Annotated in this window: 16 protein-coding genes; 2 read left to right on the top strand and 14 right to left on the bottom strand. The window is 37.5% G+C overall.

The window, feature by feature from the left end; translation table 11 throughout:
• Window positions 1-256 precede the first annotated feature (256 nt).
• The 4 genes from REB14_RS00200 to msrB all read right to left on the bottom strand — a co-directional run bounded on the left by REB14_RS00200 (window position 257) and on the right by msrB (window position 3,084).
• The gene (locus REB14_RS00200) at window positions 257-1,072 is read right to left on the bottom strand and encodes a ferritin-like domain-containing protein (RefSeq protein WP_079241766.1); all 816 of its coding nucleotides are present in this window, start codon (window positions 1,070-1,072) and stop codon (window positions 257-259) included.
• A gap of 24 nt (window positions 1,073-1,096) precedes the next feature.
• Window positions 1,097-1,807 carry a ferritin-like domain-containing protein gene (locus tag REB14_RS00195; protein ID WP_034697923.1) on the bottom strand — a complete coding sequence of 237 codons (711 nt, stop codon included), beginning with the start codon at window positions 1,805-1,807 and terminating at the stop codon, window positions 1,097-1,099.
• 78 nt (window positions 1,808-1,885) lie between these two features.
• The gene (locus REB14_RS00190) at window positions 1,886-2,455 is read right to left on the bottom strand and encodes a fasciclin domain-containing protein (RefSeq protein ID WP_079241765.1); all 570 of its coding nucleotides are present in this window, start codon (window positions 2,453-2,455) and stop codon (window positions 1,886-1,888) included.
• A 113-nt stretch (window positions 2,456-2,568) separates the two neighbouring features.
• Window positions 2,569-3,084 (bottom strand): peptide-methionine (R)-S-oxide reductase MsrB, encoded by a 516-nt coding sequence (gene msrB, locus REB14_RS00185; protein WP_079241764.1) that lies wholly within the window; start codon window positions 3,082-3,084, stop codon window positions 2,569-2,571.
• 90 nt (window positions 3,085-3,174) lie between these two features.
• Here msrB and REB14_RS00180 point away from each other — a divergent pair, with 90 nt between their 5' ends.
• Window positions 3,175-3,744, top strand: a complete 570-nt coding sequence (locus tag REB14_RS00180; RefSeq protein ID WP_309521181.1) for an RNA polymerase sigma factor — start codon at window positions 3,175-3,177, stop codon at window positions 3,742-3,744.
• Between the two features lies 1 nt (window position 3,745).
• Window positions 3,746-4,570: an anti-sigma factor gene (locus REB14_RS00175; RefSeq protein WP_309521180.1), complete on the top strand. Its 825-nt coding sequence runs from the start codon at window positions 3,746-3,748 to the stop codon at window positions 4,568-4,570.
• 21 nt (window positions 4,571-4,591) lie between these two features.
• On the opposite strand, the gene REB14_RS00170 is transcribed toward REB14_RS00175, so the two are convergent.
• From REB14_RS00170 to REB14_RS00125, 10 genes are all read right to left on the bottom strand, one after another.
• Entirely contained in the window at window positions 4,592-5,716 is a 1,125-nt protein-coding gene (locus tag REB14_RS00170; RefSeq protein WP_309521179.1) for an ABC transporter permease, read from the bottom strand.
• Window positions 5,713-6,819: an ABC transporter permease gene (locus tag REB14_RS00165; protein WP_309521178.1), complete on the bottom strand. Its 1,107-nt coding sequence runs from the start codon at window positions 6,817-6,819 to the stop codon at window positions 5,713-5,715. Before REB14_RS00165 ends, REB14_RS00170 begins: the two co-directional genes overlap by 4 nt.
• 39 nt (window positions 6,820-6,858) lie before the next feature.
• Complete coding sequence (locus REB14_RS00160; protein ID WP_309521177.1) at window positions 6,859-7,602, bottom strand: ABC transporter ATP-binding protein; 744 nt, start codon at window positions 7,600-7,602, stop codon at window positions 6,859-6,861.
• Window positions 7,592-8,521 (bottom strand): ABC transporter ATP-binding protein, encoded by a 930-nt coding sequence (locus REB14_RS00155; protein WP_309521176.1) that lies wholly within the window; start codon window positions 8,519-8,521, stop codon window positions 7,592-7,594. Before REB14_RS00155 ends, REB14_RS00160 begins: the two co-directional genes overlap by 11 nt.
• A 24-nt stretch (window positions 8,522-8,545) precedes the next feature.
• On the bottom strand, window positions 8,546-9,475 hold the full coding sequence (locus tag REB14_RS00150; RefSeq protein ID WP_309521175.1) for an HlyD family secretion protein: 930 nt from the start codon (window positions 9,473-9,475) through the stop codon (window positions 8,546-8,548).
• Window positions 9,476-9,490: 15 nt separating this feature from the next.
• Window positions 9,491-10,777, bottom strand: a complete 1,287-nt coding sequence (locus REB14_RS00145; RefSeq protein WP_309521174.1) for a TolC family protein — start codon at window positions 10,775-10,777, stop codon at window positions 9,491-9,493.
• Window positions 10,778-10,862: 85 nt separating this feature from the next.
• Window positions 10,863-11,477, bottom strand: coding sequence for a TetR/AcrR family transcriptional regulator (locus REB14_RS00140; protein ID WP_309521173.1), 615 nt, complete (start codon window positions 11,475-11,477; stop codon window positions 10,863-10,865).
• Between the two features lie 258 nt (window positions 11,478-11,735).
• Entirely contained in the window at window positions 11,736-13,061 is a 1,326-nt protein-coding gene (locus REB14_RS00135) for a phosphatidylserine decarboxylase family protein (RefSeq protein WP_079241755.1), read from the bottom strand.
• 215 nt (window positions 13,062-13,276) lie between these two features.
• Entirely contained in the window at window positions 13,277-14,671 is a 1,395-nt protein-coding gene (locus tag REB14_RS00130; RefSeq protein ID WP_309521172.1) for an alkaline phosphatase, read from the bottom strand.
• 79 nt (window positions 14,672-14,750) lie between these two features.
• Entirely contained in the window at window positions 14,751-15,953 is a 1,203-nt protein-coding gene (locus tag REB14_RS00125) for a GTP-binding protein (protein WP_309521171.1), read from the bottom strand.
• Between the last annotated feature and the right edge of the window lie 2 nt (window positions 15,954-15,955).

The raw sequence follows: 15,955 nt of genomic DNA, 5'->3' as shown, positions 1-15,955 counted from the left end.
AGTAAATTTGATAATAAAGCTATATGTGTATTTATTTAAAATTAACCAGGAAAAGTTTTTAAATAAATAAAGAAGTAATATCTATTATAAAGATAAAAGTACCTGGTCTGATAATAAGATGCTTAATGAATGAAATCTGTTGTATAATACATCTTAAATATGAATATTTTTGAAGGCAGATCATTTATTATTTCAAAAAGTCCATTCCCGGAAAATTCGGAAATGGACTCACCACTTATCATCATCCAAATCACAACTAAACTATGAACAATGAAGCAATAGCCTGTGCATCGCTGCCGCTTAAAATTTCATCATAAGCTGCAGAACCTGCCGCAGCACCAAATAGAGTTGCTGTGTTGTAGCCTGCCTGATTGGTATTGTCTTCTCCTGCATACACAGGATTGGTGGCTGAAGGCATACTTCCTCCGTTAGCAAGCTCAATCCACCCTTTGTTGGCTCTCATTCTTCTTACTTGTGAAGCATGTCTTGCTTCAACGGAATGAATCTGTAATGCTGCCTGAAGCACCACTTTGTTGGACATCACATTTCCTGCCTGTCCTTTATAAGCTCTTACTCCGGTATCTTCAAAGGCCTGAGCAAGGATAAGAAATTGGTTATAATCTATAAAAGGCATGAAATTTCCGCCTGCCGTAAAATCAAACGTAGGCTTATTTCCGGGAGTTGTTCCTAAAGAAGTCAGTGTGCTTTTCAGGAAGCTTACATGGGCAGATTCATGTTTTGAAATCTGCATGAAAACGGTTCTGTCTCCATTAGGAATTAATCCTGGTGTTGACAATCCGATGCTGTAGTACTCATTTTCCAGATATTCCAGTACCAATGCCAGCTGTAAAGCATCTGTGAGTGTACTTTTTAGAGCCATACCTGTTAATTTTGCTTTTGGAGCTTCTGCTTTGGCTGGAGTAGCCATCATCGCTCCTAATCCAAGAGGTACAGCTGCTGTAGCTGCTTTTTTTCCGAATAAAGAAATATTCGTAATGGTTTCCAGTCTTGAAGCTTCTGAAGTGAAAAATTTATCATCAGAAAGCTTGTCCAGTAATCTAAGAATATTCATAATGTGAGTTTTTAAGGTGAATGATTAGTTGATTCCTCTTTCTTTCCAGGTAAAAGGTGTTTTGATAAATGCTCCGGCAGCCATTACAATATCTTTTGGCTCTTTGGCGAGATCAAGTCCATTAGCATCTATCACATCATCTCCCGAAAAATCGGCAGATCCGGGATTGATTAGATTTCTGATGGCAGAGGCATGTCTGGCTTCCACAGAAACTATTTTACCGGCAATCACAAGATAGGCAGGATTGGAAATATATTTTCCTGCTCCATTATAAGCTGCAACACCGGTATCTTCCAATGCTTTTGCGGTAGCCAATACTGAATTCCTGTCATTAAAATTCACATTCGGATACTGGAATTCAAGCTTAGGAAGCACATGATCTGTAGCGCCACTAATGGCAACTTTGAAGAAATCTCTATGAATCACCTCATGATGATAGAGATCTGTAAAAACCTCTTTTTCAATACTGGAAATTCCCGTATAAAAATTGTTCACCACTTTCGTGTAAAAATCGGCTTCAAGCTGTTCTAAAGCATAAGCATAATTGAGTACACCTACATCTCCTGTGCCAAGATCATACTTGGATTCTTCTATAATCTGGAAGTCATCATCATCATTACATCCGATGATGGTAAGGCCTGCAATGGCTAATCCTACTCCACCTAATTTTAAAAAGTTTCTTCTGCTGGTATCAAGGGTGGCACCCTGATTAGAAACCTGAATTGGTTTTTTCATACTATTAATTTTTTAGTGTTAGATATAAAAGAAAGAAAAACAGCATACTGAATATGCTGTTTGAAATCTTAGAATTTATTATGGCATCAATACCGTATCTATTACATGAATCACTCCATTAGATTGGTTCACATCAGCAATCGTTACTTTGGCACTGTTTCCTTTTGCATCTTTTATGTAAAGATCTTTACCTTTTGTCCAGAATGTAAGATTTTCACCCTGTACTGTTTTCATCATGCTTTTTCCGTTCCCTGCTTTTACGGCTGTCCATATTTCTTTAGCACTGTATCTTCCGGGAAGAACGTGATAAGTTAAGATGGAAGTAAGCATTGCTTTGTTTTCAGGTTTTACAAGGTTTTCTACTGTTCCTTTCGGAAGTTTTGCAAAGGCAGCATCTGTAGGTGCCAGTACAGTAAAAGGTCCTGCGCCCTGTAGAGTTTCTACCAAACCTGCTGCTTTCACTGCTGCAACAAGAGTTTTGTGATCTTTGGAGTTGACCGCGTTTTCAATAATATTTTTGGATGGATACATAGGGGCTCCTCCTACCATTACTGTTTTTTCTTTCATCGTTTGTGCAGTTACCTTTCCGCTGAAAGCAAATGATAAAGCTACCATTGCTAAAACTGTGATTTTTGAATGTGTGTTCATTGCGTTGATTTTTAGTTAATTATACTGGTGTGTTTTAAAATCATTTACGAGGTTGGTTTTATTTTAGATTGAAAAAAATGAAAATTATTTTTAATTCACTGTAAATCAGTTTATTATTTTTTATTTGGAATAAATTCAAGACATATAGAGTTCATGCAGAAACGTTTTCCTGTAGGTTTCGGACCATCATCAAAGACGTGTCCCAAATGAGAATCACATCTTCCGCATAGTACTTCCGTACGTTCCATGTGATAAGAAGTATCTTTTCTGTATTTGACACTTTTTTTACCAATGGGCTGATAAAAAGAAGGCCAGCCGCAGGTGGTAGCGAATTTGGAGGTTGAAATAAAAAGAGGATTCCCGCATACGGCACAATAATAAGTCCCTTTTTCATCAAATTCATAATATTTTCCGGTAAAAGCCGTTTCTGTAGCTCCTTCTCTGGCCACCTGATAGAGTTCTGGTTTTAAAATCTTTTTCCATTCATTATTGCTTACTTTCAGTGTATTTTGTGCAGTGTGTGAGTAATATGGATTTTTGCTTTTAAAAAGAGTACTTTGTGCGTGATAAGTCCCGAAAGATAAGACAACGCAAAAAGCAAGTATTGTTTTTGAAAATGGTGTTTTCATATTGACTATTTTTTAATTATTTTCTTATTATCATGTACGAAATAAAAGTTGTTGTAGATTTTGTTGGGAATATGTTTTATTTTATTACATTTGACTAGAAAAATAAACGCTATTAAAACAACCTATTCGGAAGAGGAACTTATCGTTTTATTAAAAGAAAAAAACGAAAACGGTTTTCATTATCTGTATGACCACTATTCCGGTGCGTTGTATGGAATCATTCTCCGGATTGTTCAATCTAAAGAATACACAGAAGAAGTTATTCAGGATGTCTTTGTCAAAATATGGAATTCTATCCATCAATATGACGCTTCCAAAGGAAGATTTTATACATGGATGATCAATATTGCCAGGAATACTGCTATTGATTATTTAAAGTCTAAAGGGTTCCAGAATGAACTTAAAAACCAATCACTTCCAGATTTCGTATATAATACTGCAGAGCTTTCAACAGTCAATAATTCATCTGATTATATTGGATTTAATAATGTACTTGAAGGCCTTGAAGTGGACAAGCAGGAACTGATAAATCTTGCTTATTATCAGGGATATACCCAACATGAAATATCCGAAAAGCTGAAGATACCGCTGGGAACGGTAAAAACGAAAATGCGGAATGCATTGATGAAATTAAAAGATTTGCTAAAAGATTATCAATAAATTGAACACTAAAGAATACATATCATCCGGAATTATAGAATCTTATATTCTTGGCCATGCTTCTCCCGAGGAAGCGGGGATTTTGGAGTGTGTGATGAAGAATAATGCTGAAGTAAAAGCGGCTTTTGAAGAGGCACAGACAACTTTGGAACATCTTGCTACAGCCCAGGCTGTAACACCTCCAAGTGATTTGAAATCTAAAATCTGGAATAAAATTCAGCAGGAACAGGTAGTTGAAGAAGTTGCTCCTGTTCTTTCAGCAGATATTCCTGAAGTAGGAAGACAGACAGAAAATAATACAGACAGAAAGGAGATTCAGAGAAACACTCCTTGGAAAACCTATGCAATAGCAGCTTCAGTATTGTTTCTAGTAAGTGTTGCCGGAAATTTCTTCTGGATGAACAGCCAATCTGCCAATAAGAATGAAATGTCATTACTGATAGCAGATAAAAAACATCAGGATCAGGTGATGGAGAAGATGAATCAGAAGATTGATATGTTCTCTAATCCCGATATGCAGATGGTTATGCTTAAAGGTGTAGAAAAGCACACAGATGCAAAAGCGATGGTTTTCTGGGATAAGAAAACAAAAGAAGTTTATCTGAATGCTGAAAAGCTTCCTAAAGCGCCCGCAGGAATGCAGTATCAGCTTTGGGCAATTGATGACGGGAAACCTGTAGATGCAGGAATGTACACTGAAGATAAAGACAGTAGGATTGCTTTGGCCAATATACCAGAAGCCCAGGCTTTTGCGATTACGCTTGAAAAAGAGGGCGGAAGCAAAGTCCCTACAATGGAAAATATGTTTGTAATGGGTGGAATTTAAATTCCACCCATTTCATTTTGTTTAATTGGTTTTTCGGTAATTATAGATGGCAAGACCATTAAGTACCACTGCAAAACCTATCAGATAATAGAATTCGGTTTGTACTTCATAAAATCTACTTCCTTTCAATACAATGAGTCTTACTACTTTAATAAAATGAGTTACAGGAGTAAGATTAGACATTTTCCGAGCCCAGTCCGGCATACTCTCTGTATTGGTGAAAAAACCACTCATCAGCATAAATACCATCATAAAGAAATAGGCAATAAACATGGCTTGCAGCTGCGTATCAGCAAAAGTAGATATGAGCAGTCCCAATCCCAGTAAAGCAATAAGATAAATGGCGGCAAAAACATACAGGGTGAGAAGGCTTCCTTCCGGAAAAATGCCATAAATAACATACATTACGACGAGCCCTATGGTAAAAACGATCATTCCTACAATCCAGAAAGGAATCAGCTTACCTAAGATAAACTGCCATTTTTTTATAGGAGTTACGTTGATTTGTTCAATCGTCCCTATTTCCTTCTCTTTTACGATGTTTAAGGCAGTGATAAAACCTCCTATCAAAGTAAGAAGAAGCACTAATATACCCGGAACCATATAGTATTTATATTCTGCTCTTGGATTATACCAGTTGGTTTCTTTAATAACAATTTTCGCAGAAGAGTTGTCTGATTTCCGGGCTGATAATTTAACATTTACATCCAGACTATTGTTGAAATCATTGATCACGGAGAGCAAATAACTTCCCCCCAATGCAGATTTTGTTCCATTAATTGCATCAATAGAGAGATTTACCTTCTGGCTTCCTTCCCGTACAAGATTACGTTCAAATCCGGGAGGAATTTCCAAAACAAGGTCGGCATTTGCTTCTTCAATCATTTTTAATCCATTTTTATAGGATTCAGGATTTCCTGCCAGTTTAAAGTAACCGGAAGACATGATTTTGTGAAGTAATTTTTGGGAATAGCTGCTGTGGTCATGATCTACATAGGCAATATTGACGTTTTTCACTTCAAAATTGGCGGCCAGAGGCATAATGATCAGCTGTACTACAGGCATTACAAACATCATCGCAAGGATCGTTTTATCCGTGAATATCTGACGAAATTCTTTTCTCAATATGAATACCATTATTCTCATGACAGGCGGATTTTAAATTTCTTCAGGGCAAGTGCCAGCAATCCTACCGACATGATCAGTAAAACCAACGTCTCTTTCCATACATATCTGAAATCAAGACCTTTAAGCATGACTGCTTTTACAATATCATAATAATATCTTGAGGGAAGAATTCTGGATATCACCTGAAAAACGACAGGCATATTTTCTACCGGGAACATAAATCCCGTTAATAATAAGGTAGGAAGCATCATTCCCATCATGGAAATCAACATAGCGGTCTGCTGAGAGTTGGTTACATTTGATATCAGCAAACCTAATGATAGACATGTGATAATGAACAAGATACTTTCTGCAAAGAGTAAAACAAGACTTCCGCGAATCTCTACGTCTAATAAATAAACAGAGAGAAGGAGAATAATGATAAAGTTAACAAGAGACAGGACGAGATAAGGAATTGCCTTTGCTACCAATACCATAACGGGTTTGAAGGGAGACACCAATAATATTTCCATAGTTCCCATTTCTTTTTCGCGAACAACGGCCACTGAGGTTAAAGCAGTGCTTACAATCATAAAGATAAGGGCAATAACACCAGGAATAAAATTAAGAGATCCGTTCTGCTCTTCATTATAAAGCTGCCTCATTTCGGGGATAATTTTATAGGAAGGTTTTATATTGGGATTGAGCTGCTGCTGGTAGTCTGCAATCATTGCATTGAGATAATTGGTAAGAATAGTTGCTGTGTTCGGATCTGATGCATCAGCAATAATCCGGATTTGCGCTCCGGTAGTGGTATAAAGGTCCGAACCGAAATTCACAGGAAATATTACGGCGCATTTTATCTTCCCTTCCCTGAATTTTTTCTCGATATCCGGATAATTTATGGAAGACTCCTGCATCTGGAAATAGGAACTTGATTTTATCTTTGAAATGATCTGCTCAGATTGAATATCATGGGCATTATCCAAAACCGTAATCCCGATATTTTTAACCTCACTGCTCAAAGCATACCCAAAAAGGATGATCTGAACAACGGGCATACCGAAAAGAATCAGCAGCGTTCTCCGGTCTCTGAATACATGATAGAATTCTTTTCTGATAAATACGAATAATTGTTTCATTGTTTAGTCTTTTTTGGACAACTTTTTATCCGTTGACGTCTAGTCGGCTGATCTTTTGGCTCCTCTTGCCAGTTCATAAAATACATCATCCATGGAATGGGTATTGAACTTCTTTTTAAGATTGGAAGGAGTATCCATGGCTTCTACCCTTCCATCTACCATCACAGAGATCCGGTTGCAGTATTCTGCTTCATCCATATAGTGTGTGGTTACAAACACCGTAATGCCATCTGCTGCTGCCTGATAAATCATATCCCAGAACTGTCTTCTGGTAATAGGATCTACACCTCCGGTCGGCTCATCAAGAAATACAATTTTAGGTTTGTGAAAAACCGCCACCGAGAATGCCAGTTTTTGTTTCCAGCCTAATGGCAGGGCTCCTACCAGTTTTTTCGCCTCACTTTCTAAACCTAATGTAGTTATCAGTTCTGCACTTCTTGTCTTTATATCCTTGCGGGAAACGCCATATACCCCTCCATAAAACTCAATATTCTCCAGAATAGTAAGGTTATCATAGAGTGAAAATTTCTGGCTCATATAGCCAATTTTTTTTTTGATCTGTTCCTGTTGTTTATATACATTGAATCCGGCTACTGATGCTGTTCCTGAAGTAGGATAAGATAATCCGCACAGAATCCGCATGGCGGTAGTTTTTCCGGCTCCGTTAGCTCCAAGGAAACCGAATATCTCGCCTTGATCCACGTCAAAAGAAATGGCATCCACAGCTTTAAAGTCTCCAAACTGTTTGGTGAGGTCTCTACAGATAATTGCTTTATTCTCCATGATTTACTTCTTTTTGTTCACGCATCAGCCGGATAAAACTGTCTTCAATGGTTGGAGTTATTTTCATCACTTCCAAACTTTCCGGATGATATCTTTCTGCTATATCTATTACAGATTGCATATCTCCATCTTCGTTTAATGTAAGGTGCAGATATTCTCCAAAAGCATAACAGCTTTCAATATCTTTGTCCGTACGGAGAGCCTCCAGCAGCAGGTAAATATGGTTACTTTTAGCAGCAAAAAGTGGTTTGGGAAAACTGTTGACAATGTTCGAAGGCTGGTCCACAGACATTATTTTTCCATTCTGCATCAAAGCAATCCGATCACAAAGTTTTGCTTCATCCATATAAGGTGTTGATACCAGAATGGTGATATTCTGCTCTTTCAGTTTAGTCAGCATATCCCAGAATTCTTTTCTGGAAACAACATCTACTCCGGTAGTGGGCTCATCAAGAAATAAGACGTCCGGTTTATGGATCAGAGCGCAGCATAAGGCCAGTTTTTGTTTCATTCCTCCAGAGAGTTTGCCCGCCCGCCGCTTACCGAATGGTTTAATCTGTTCATAAATATCTTTAATCAGATCGTAATTCTCTTCAATACTTGTTTCAAAAATGGCAGCAAAGAAATTCAGGTTTTCATTCACGGTAAGATCCTGATAAAGCGAGAATTTTCCGGGCATGTACCCTACTTTATTTCGGATGGTCTGATATTCCTTTACCACATCATGACCTTCCACTTCTGCCGTTCCGCTGTCTGCCAGTAAAAGAGTGGTCAGAATCCGGAATAGAGAGGTTTTTCCGGCTCCATCAGGCCCGATAAGACCAAAAAGCTCTCCTTTCTTTACACCAAAAGAAATATCATCTACTGCTATTACGCCATTGTAGGTTTTGATTATATTTTTTACGGTAATGGAAAACATTTTCTGGTGATTGTATTTAATTTTTTAAAATAGTGTTTCTCCGTACATTCCTATCTTCAGATAGCCATCATTTTTCACCCGGATTTTGATTGCATAGACAAGATTAGCTCTTTCGTCTTTGGTTTGGATGGTTTTGGGAGAAAATTCCGATTTGTCTGAAATCCATGTAATGATTCCCGGATATTCTTTAAATCCTTTTTCTCCCTGATCGATTCTTACTTTTACCTTCTGACCAAGTTTGACCTGTGGCAATTGCGTTCCGGTAATATAAGCTCTGAGATCCAGAGTACTGATATCTGCTATTTTATACAGAGGTTTTCCAATCACCTGCATTTCACCCTTTAGCGCATAATTAACCAAAACTGTCCCGTTGATAGGATTGATAATAGTTCCTTTATTAATCTGTTCCTGAAATTGTGCTGCTGTTTTTTCCAGGGGAGCTTTTTCACTTAAAATACTTCTGTTTTGAGTACTGTTGTTGGAATTATTGACAGAAAGTTGCTGGCGGGTAGCAGCGATCTGTTTTCTCAGCTGTACAATGGCAGCATCAATGTCGTCTAACTGTTTTCGGGTTGCAGCGTCTGCCTTTACCAGATTGGCGGTACGGGTACGTTCATGAATCTGATGATCCAGCTGTGCTTCCTGTACTGCCAGCTGTTTTTTCACCAGCAGATCCTGTTCATTGGTATTGCTTGTTTTTTGCTGTAAGGCTTGAATGCTGGCCTCTGCCTGCTCTTTCTGCAGTTCGGCCATGGTAACGTCAATACGGCCCACCTGAGCTCCTGCTTTAAGCGTAGCTCCTTCCTGTATGGAATAAGAAATTAATTCTCCGTTTTGCTGGGCAGAAACGATAACTTCATCTGCTTCAAAGTTTCCTGAAGCATCGAAATCGTCTTTGGATTTACATGCACTTAACAGGACAAAAGCACTTAATATGATGATCATTTTTTTCATAAGATTCGAGGATTATTAATTTCCGGAAATAAATTTCTGATTGTATCTGGCCTGTAACAACTGAATCTGATGAAGAATCATTGTCTGATTAGCCAGGTGTTCTGTATTAAGCTTCTGAATATATTCATGGGTTGTAATCACACCATTTGCCAGTTGGGCTTCCGCTGATCTGGTGACAGATTGTCGAAGACCGATTACGGTTTTATCCTGCTCTAGTAACTTGCTGTATTTTTTAATGTTTTCTTCCTGCTGAGCCATGTCCATTTTGGTATTGAGTAGAAATGTTTCTTTGTCCGTATCGGTAGCTTTTCTGTTCAGCTCCAGAATTTGTTTTTTATTGGAAGATGTATACAAACTTTCCAGAGACCAGCTGAATCTTACTCCGGTAATAAACCATGGTCCGAATTTATTTTCAATAATATTAAGAGTAGGTCTTCCATATGCTCCCTGAAAGAAAGCACTTACCTTAGGCATAAGATCAGATTTAAGCTGTTCTTCCTGTAATGTGTAGACTGATTTCTGAAGATCAAAACCTTTCAGTTCCGGTCTGTTGATTTCCGCAGATAGAAGTTCCGGCTCCGGGGATTCCAATACTGAAGAATCGGAAAGTTCTTTTCCAATAAAGATCCCAAGCATTTTCAGATAAGCGTTGCGACTGGATATATATTCTGTACCGGCCATCTCTGTATTCAATACTTCTGCCTTCAGTTCATCTACATTACTGCGGTAGGCTGTTCCATATTGCAAAGATGCTTCTGCTTTCTGTACCTGAGTCTGCAGGCTTGCTTTTTTTATTTCATTTTGTCTGAGCTGAGCATTGGTTAAAAGAATAGAGAAAAATAAAGCATTAATTCTCTGTTTTAATGTATATAAGGAAACTTCTATATTTTGGGTTTGTAGTTCTGTATTAACTTTTGTAAGCTCTTTCTGGTTGTGTATTATACCACCATCATATAATAACTGATCTACCTCTCCCTGAATTTTATATTGGTCTCTACTTAATGACGGAAGTGATGCATTGATAGGTAGAGCCCCTAAAGCATCAGAAAAGCTGATAGTTTGGGATTGGTAAGTTGCCTGACTGGTAAATGAAATTTTGGGCAGGTAGCCTTTATTTGCGTTATCTATTGTGTATTCTGCCGTTTTTGCTACAATTCCTAATTTTTTGATTGTAGGATAATTTTCTTTTGCAAGGTGATAACATTCTTCAAGCGTTAATGGTGCAGACTGAGCATTCAGAGAAGTAACAGCTGTCACACTTAAAAAAAGCGTAAGAAGAGGTATATGAAATTTTCTATACATAAGAATTGATTATTTGAAGTTAAAACCAATTTTACATTTATTATTCATCAGATTTAATCATTTGATTAAATTAAGGACAAAAAAATTATCCTATTGACATGGTGGCTTTTATCCACATAGGAATGAGCTTCTTGCGTTCCAGCATCAGCTTTTCAAATTCTTTGTCATTCAGTTTACTGCTTCCCAGTAACATGGGCTTGGCAATAAAAGGAAATACGGTAAGTCCGAGTATATTGATCAGAAAATGGAGAGGATTGGGCTCTTTAATGCTTCCGTTCTTTATGGCTTCCTGATGTTGTTTTAAAAACTCGGAGGTTTCTATTACTTCTTTCAGAGGAATTTTTTGTAAAAGCAGATTAGGATTATTGCGAAGTTCACTGATAATGAACGTTGGAATTTCCGGTTCTTTGATGATGAGATCAATATATTTTCCTACTACTTCCACCACTTTCTCATCAATACTGGTATTTTTATCATTGAGTACCATCATTAAATTCTGAAAAAATCCTGCCATTGTTTCTATCATAATCATCTCAAAAAGCTTTGCTTTACTTCTGAAATAATAGTTGAGTAATGCCAGATTGATTCCCGCTTCTTCTGCGATGTCCCGCGTTCTTGTGGCAGCAAATCCTTTTTTATAAAACACAGTACGGGCTGCTTCTTTTATTTTTTCTTCCGTACTGCTATCTATTTTTTTCATTCCTACTATTTTCTCTTACAAAGATATAAACAAAATTTATTATTTAATCAAATATTTTAATCATTTGATTAAATTTAACATAGTGATATTTAATTATTTGATAAACAAAGTTTTGCGTGTTTAAATGTAAAGTATTCATATATTTTGAGGACAGAATTTTGGAAAAGTTTACTGTTTCATAACCTATAAAAAAAATCATAGAAACTGAAGATTATTTTCTGTTTCTATGATTGATAAAATATGATTTTGACGTATGATTTAATTAGTAACTACTCCGATTCTTGCTTTCAAAGGAATGTTGTAGGTATTCAGGCAAGGTGTCTGCCCGTGGAAATCAAAATCAATATTGACTTCAGGCCTGAAAATCAAACAATGGGTAGATCCGCCAAAATGAAAGGTGCCTATAGGATCTCCTTTTTTGACGTGATCCCCTTCTTTTACAGTAATTTCACAGCTGGATACTTCAGCCATTCCAATAGCAACAAAGCACATCAATCCTATTTTATCATTATCTGACTGGATAAAAATCAAGGCACGTGCAGCCAGTTCTGTGATATATCCCTGAGAATCATTAGGACCGGAAGGATCATATCCTTCAATAGGAGCTTCAGCATAATAAGTTCCCGGAACATTCTCAATGGCTACAATAGTACCATCTACCGGACTGTTCCATCGATGATAGGTTTTAGCACAAAGAAATGCCTGATAGACTGTGCTGTTATCACCAAATTTCTGAGCCAGTTCATGATGGTTCATGATATCCAGTAAAGAATAAGGTTGCCCTTTCATCCAGAATTTATCTTTCATCTGAGCATTAGTAACACAATTGTAAGGAGCCGATTCGCAGGCATTAACAATAACTGACGGATCTTTGTCCTCCTCACTTACTTCTCTTACTCCTGGATTAAATTGACGGGTAAAAAAATCGTCCCAGCTTTTAAATCCAAAATAAGGTTCATTAGGTTGGCACTGATAATTGTAAATGAAATTCTGTAAAGGATCTTCAGGATTATTCCCTTTTCCTCTTAAAGGATCCATGGCAGCAATTGCTTCGAGAGCTTGTGGAGAAAACCAACCTAAAGGATTGGTGTAATCCGGCTGTGGCTGGTTTACCGGACCATTCACCAAAACATATTGTGATGCCGGAGATTCCAGAAAAGTTTTCCATTCTGCTAAAATAACGCTTAGTTTTTCGTTAACTTCGGGATGAAGAAACGTTAAATATCCTGCCTGAGTTCCCATTGCCCAGTCTACAATCGCATTAATCGGAAATCCTACAAGTCCTATATTATCTTCTATAACACTGTAGCATGGCGCTTCCTGTAAAACCTGATTGATAATAAGGAGCATGGTTTCGAAGTTTTTTACAGGTTCATTATATCCTTGTGGGATCTCATCATACATGCTGGTAAAACTCATATATAAAACAGGATTATTGTAGATTGCGTCCCTGAGATCAGCAACGGTCGGATTCATTGGAAGTCTGCTGTTTTGAGCCTGCTTTACTTTTTTTTCCAGCCAGGTGTTAAGGAACTTTCTGTCTGAGGGCAGCCATTTCCCCACTCTGTATTTTACATGGTTCATAGTACGGTTTTTAAGTTTTTTTAAAATTGATGGTACTATAAAGTTACTTCAATTGACAGAATATCACAATAGTATTTCTACTTAATGTGAAATAAGTAAAAACACCTACTGTGTAATTTTAATGGCAGTTTGTTTTTATGCACAAAAAAACAAGGCGGACACAATCAATCCGCCTCGTATCTCCCAAATAATTAAATATGAAAAAATATGAATGTCTATACCGAACAGGCCTTCAGCATCAGATCATGAAGGTCTGTATTTTTGATGAACGGCTGTAAAAACTCGTTTCCAGGGCCATAAGCAGCTACTTCCACATAATCTCCGGAATGATCCATGCTGATCCACCCCACAGAATTCCTGCTTTTCTGAATTTCTGAATATAATTTAAAAGGCAGTTTCTTATAATTATAAAGTCCTTCTTCTTTTTCAAGTCCGTTGTAAAAACTCAAAATATGTTTGGCTTCATCATCGTTCAGTGTAATTTTGTTGCCTTCATAAATCCAGTCTTTAATGTCTTTTACAGAATAATCTTTGTGAATCTTGTTCAGAATGTATTCATTGGTGTATTTGTATTCTGAAATACTGTTAAACTGCTTGGTGGCTTCAGCTCCGTAAATAGTTCCCGGATTCGCATTTCCATGATCTGTAGTGATGATGACTAAAGTATTTCCATCTTTTTCAGCAAAATCTATGACTGCCTTTACAGCTTCATCAAATGCCAGCTGATCATGGATAAGTGCGGCTACGTCATTGGCATGAGCAGACCAGTCTACTTTTCCGGCTTCTACCTGAAGGACAAAACCTTCGGGATGATCTTTCATCTGATTGATGGCGGTAGTGGCCATTTCAGCAAGAGTCGGTGTGTTTTTGTACTCCTGAAGATGGGTTCTGTCAATAGTATAGGGTAATGCACCTGTACTGAAGATTCCTAATAGTTTTTCCCCTTTTTTGATTTCTTTCAGATCATTTTGTGTTTTCAGGATCCGGTATCCTTTTTTGCTGTAAACAGAATAGAGGTCTTTTTTATCTTCTCTTTTGGCAGGGTTGAAAAATTCGTCTCCGCCTCCAAACAGCACATCTAATTCCAGCTCTGCATACATTTCTGCAATTTGAGGTTCAGCATTTCTTTTGGAAGAATTTATACAGAATCCTGCAGGAGTCGCATGAGTAATGGTTACCGTAGTCACACAACCGGCTTTCTTTCCTGCTTTTTTATATTTCTGCCATATGGGAAGATGCTTTTCTCCATTGGCTCCTATATTCAGAGTTCCGTTTTTAACTCTTATTCCTCCTCCAAAAGCTGAACTTGCGGCAGCAGAATCTGTAACGATAGAACTTGCAGAAGCGGTGTCCATCAAAGCACGGGTCACTTTTTTATCATGATACAGATTAAGCCAGTTACTTCCTTTTCCTAACATGTTCCGTGAATACAAGTCTGCCATTGAAAGTGTTCCCAGGCTCATCCCGTCACTTACCATGAAGATGATATTCTTAGCTTTCCCTTTTCCGTGTTGCTCAGTGTTCTTCCCGAAGCTCCAGAGATCGGATGGTGATAAGGTCAATAGTCCTGAAAGCAGTGCAGATCCTTTTAGAAATTTTCTTCTGTCCATATTGTTTTTGAAATAATGCTGAAAGTTATCGTATTTATTTTTTTTATCGTAACATTGTTGCATTAATTAAAGGTTAATTTTAAATATTCTTCGGAAACGGATCTTCAAAACTTTGATTTTTATCAAACAGCTCCTTTTCACTTTCGTTAATAAGACAATGCTGAAGGTCTGATAACATTTGTTCTTTATCCAGATTCTGCCCGATAAACACCAATTCATTAATTCTGTCACCCCAGTTTTTATCCCATCTGCTTTCTATGAACTTTTGATTTTCTACAAATGAAGAATACTGAACCCTGTGATTCATAGGCATACTACTCCACCAAACGCCTGCTTTTTCAAGCCTGAAAGAACCTCCTGCCTGAGAAAAATTCAATGCATCATTAGGTCTTGAGGCTAACCAGAATAATCCTTTAGCTCGGATGGTTCCTTCCGGATAATGGTGATTCAGATATTCCCACAATCTTATAGGATGGAAGGGTTTTTTATCTCTGAAAACCATTGAACTTATTCCGTATTCTTCCGTTTCCGGGATGTGATGTTCTGACTGTAATTCTTTTTGCCAGCCTGCGGATGACTGTGCTTTGTCAAAATCAAAAAGCTGTGTATTTAAAATCTTTTGAGGATCAATTTTTCCGAACTCTGCATGTAAAAGTGTCGCATCTGGATTCAGTTTTCTGATCGCTGCTTTTAAAAAGCCTAATGTTTCTGCATCTATAAGATCTGTTTTGTTTAAAATAATCACGTTGGCAAATTCAATCTGGTCGGTCAGAAGATTGACAATGGTTCTGTAATCGCCTTCCATATCGGTAAGATCACGATCCAGCAACATTTCATTAGAGCCGAAATCATTCATGAAATTGAAACAATCGATCACCGTTACCATTGTATCAACATAACTGAAACGGGACAAGTCTATTCCACTCTCTTCATCAATATAAGTAAAGGTTTGAGCAACAGGAATAGGTTCACTGATTCCCGTACTTTCGATAAGGAGATAGTCAAAACGGTTTTCATTCGCCAAACGTTCTACTTCTACCATAAGATCTTCACGAAGTGTACAGCAGATGCATCCGTTACTCATTTCTACCAGTTTTTCTTCAGTTCTTGAAAGGGTATTTTGATTTTCAACAAGGCGTGCATCAATATTAATTTCACTCATATCATTCACTATGACTGCTACTTTTAATCCTTGTTTATTATGAAGAATATGATTCAGTAGTGTCGTTTTTCCAGCTCCCAGAAAGCCGCTGAGTACCGTTACAGGAAGTTTTTTAGTCATGT

The organism is Chryseobacterium metallicongregator (assembly GCF_031324065.1).
Classification (GTDB): Bacteria; Bacteroidota; Bacteroidia; order Flavobacteriales; family Weeksellaceae; genus Chryseobacterium; species Chryseobacterium metallicongregator.
The sequence above is the reverse complement of the archived record's forward strand: the minus strand, read 5'-3'. Positions and strand labels throughout refer to the sequence as shown.

Excerpts from the sequence above, each read along its gene's own strand:
- REB14_RS00200 (WP_079241766.1), bottom strand. The coding sequence starts at position 1,072 with ATGAATATTCTTAGATTACTGGACAAGCTTTCTGATGATAAATTTTTC.
- REB14_RS00195 (WP_034697923.1), bottom strand. The coding sequence starts at position 1,807 with ATGAAAAAACCAATTCAGGTTTCTAATCAGGGTGCCACCCTTGATACC.
- REB14_RS00190 (WP_079241765.1), bottom strand. The coding sequence starts at position 2,455 with ATGAACACACATTCAAAAATCACAGTTTTAGCAATGGTAGCTTTATCA.
- msrB (WP_079241764.1), bottom strand. The coding sequence starts at position 3,084 with ATGAAAACACCATTTTCAAAAACAATACTTGCTTTTTGCGTTGTCTTA.
- REB14_RS00170 (WP_309521179.1), bottom strand. The coding sequence starts at position 5,716 with ATGAGAATAATGGTATTCATATTGAGAAAAGAATTTCGTCAGATATTC.
- REB14_RS00165 (WP_309521178.1), bottom strand. The coding sequence starts at position 6,819 with ATGAAACAATTATTCGTATTTATCAGAAAAGAATTCTATCATGTATTC.
- REB14_RS00160 (WP_309521177.1), bottom strand. The coding sequence starts at position 7,602 with ATGGAGAATAAAGCAATTATCTGTAGAGACCTCACCAAACAGTTTGGA.
- REB14_RS00155 (WP_309521176.1), bottom strand. The coding sequence starts at position 8,521 with ATGTTTTCCATTACCGTAAAAAATATAATCAAAACCTACAATGGCGTA.
- REB14_RS00150 (WP_309521175.1), bottom strand. The coding sequence starts at position 9,475 with ATGAAAAAAATGATCATCATATTAAGTGCTTTTGTCCTGTTAAGTGCA.
- REB14_RS00145 (WP_309521174.1), bottom strand. The coding sequence starts at position 10,777 with ATGTATAGAAAATTTCATATACCTCTTCTTACGCTTTTTTTAAGTGTG.
- REB14_RS00140 (WP_309521173.1), bottom strand. The coding sequence starts at position 11,477 with ATGAAAAAAATAGATAGCAGTACGGAAGAAAAAATAAAAGAAGCAGCC.
- REB14_RS00135 (WP_079241755.1), bottom strand. The coding sequence starts at position 13,061 with ATGAACCATGTAAAATACAGAGTGGGGAAATGGCTGCCCTCAGACAGA.
- REB14_RS00130 (WP_309521172.1), bottom strand. The coding sequence starts at position 14,671 with ATGGACAGAAGAAAATTTCTAAAAGGATCTGCACTGCTTTCAGGACTA.
- REB14_RS00125 (WP_309521171.1), bottom strand. The coding sequence starts at position 15,953 with ATGACTAAAAAACTTCCTGTAACGGTACTCAGCGGCTTTCTGGGAGCT.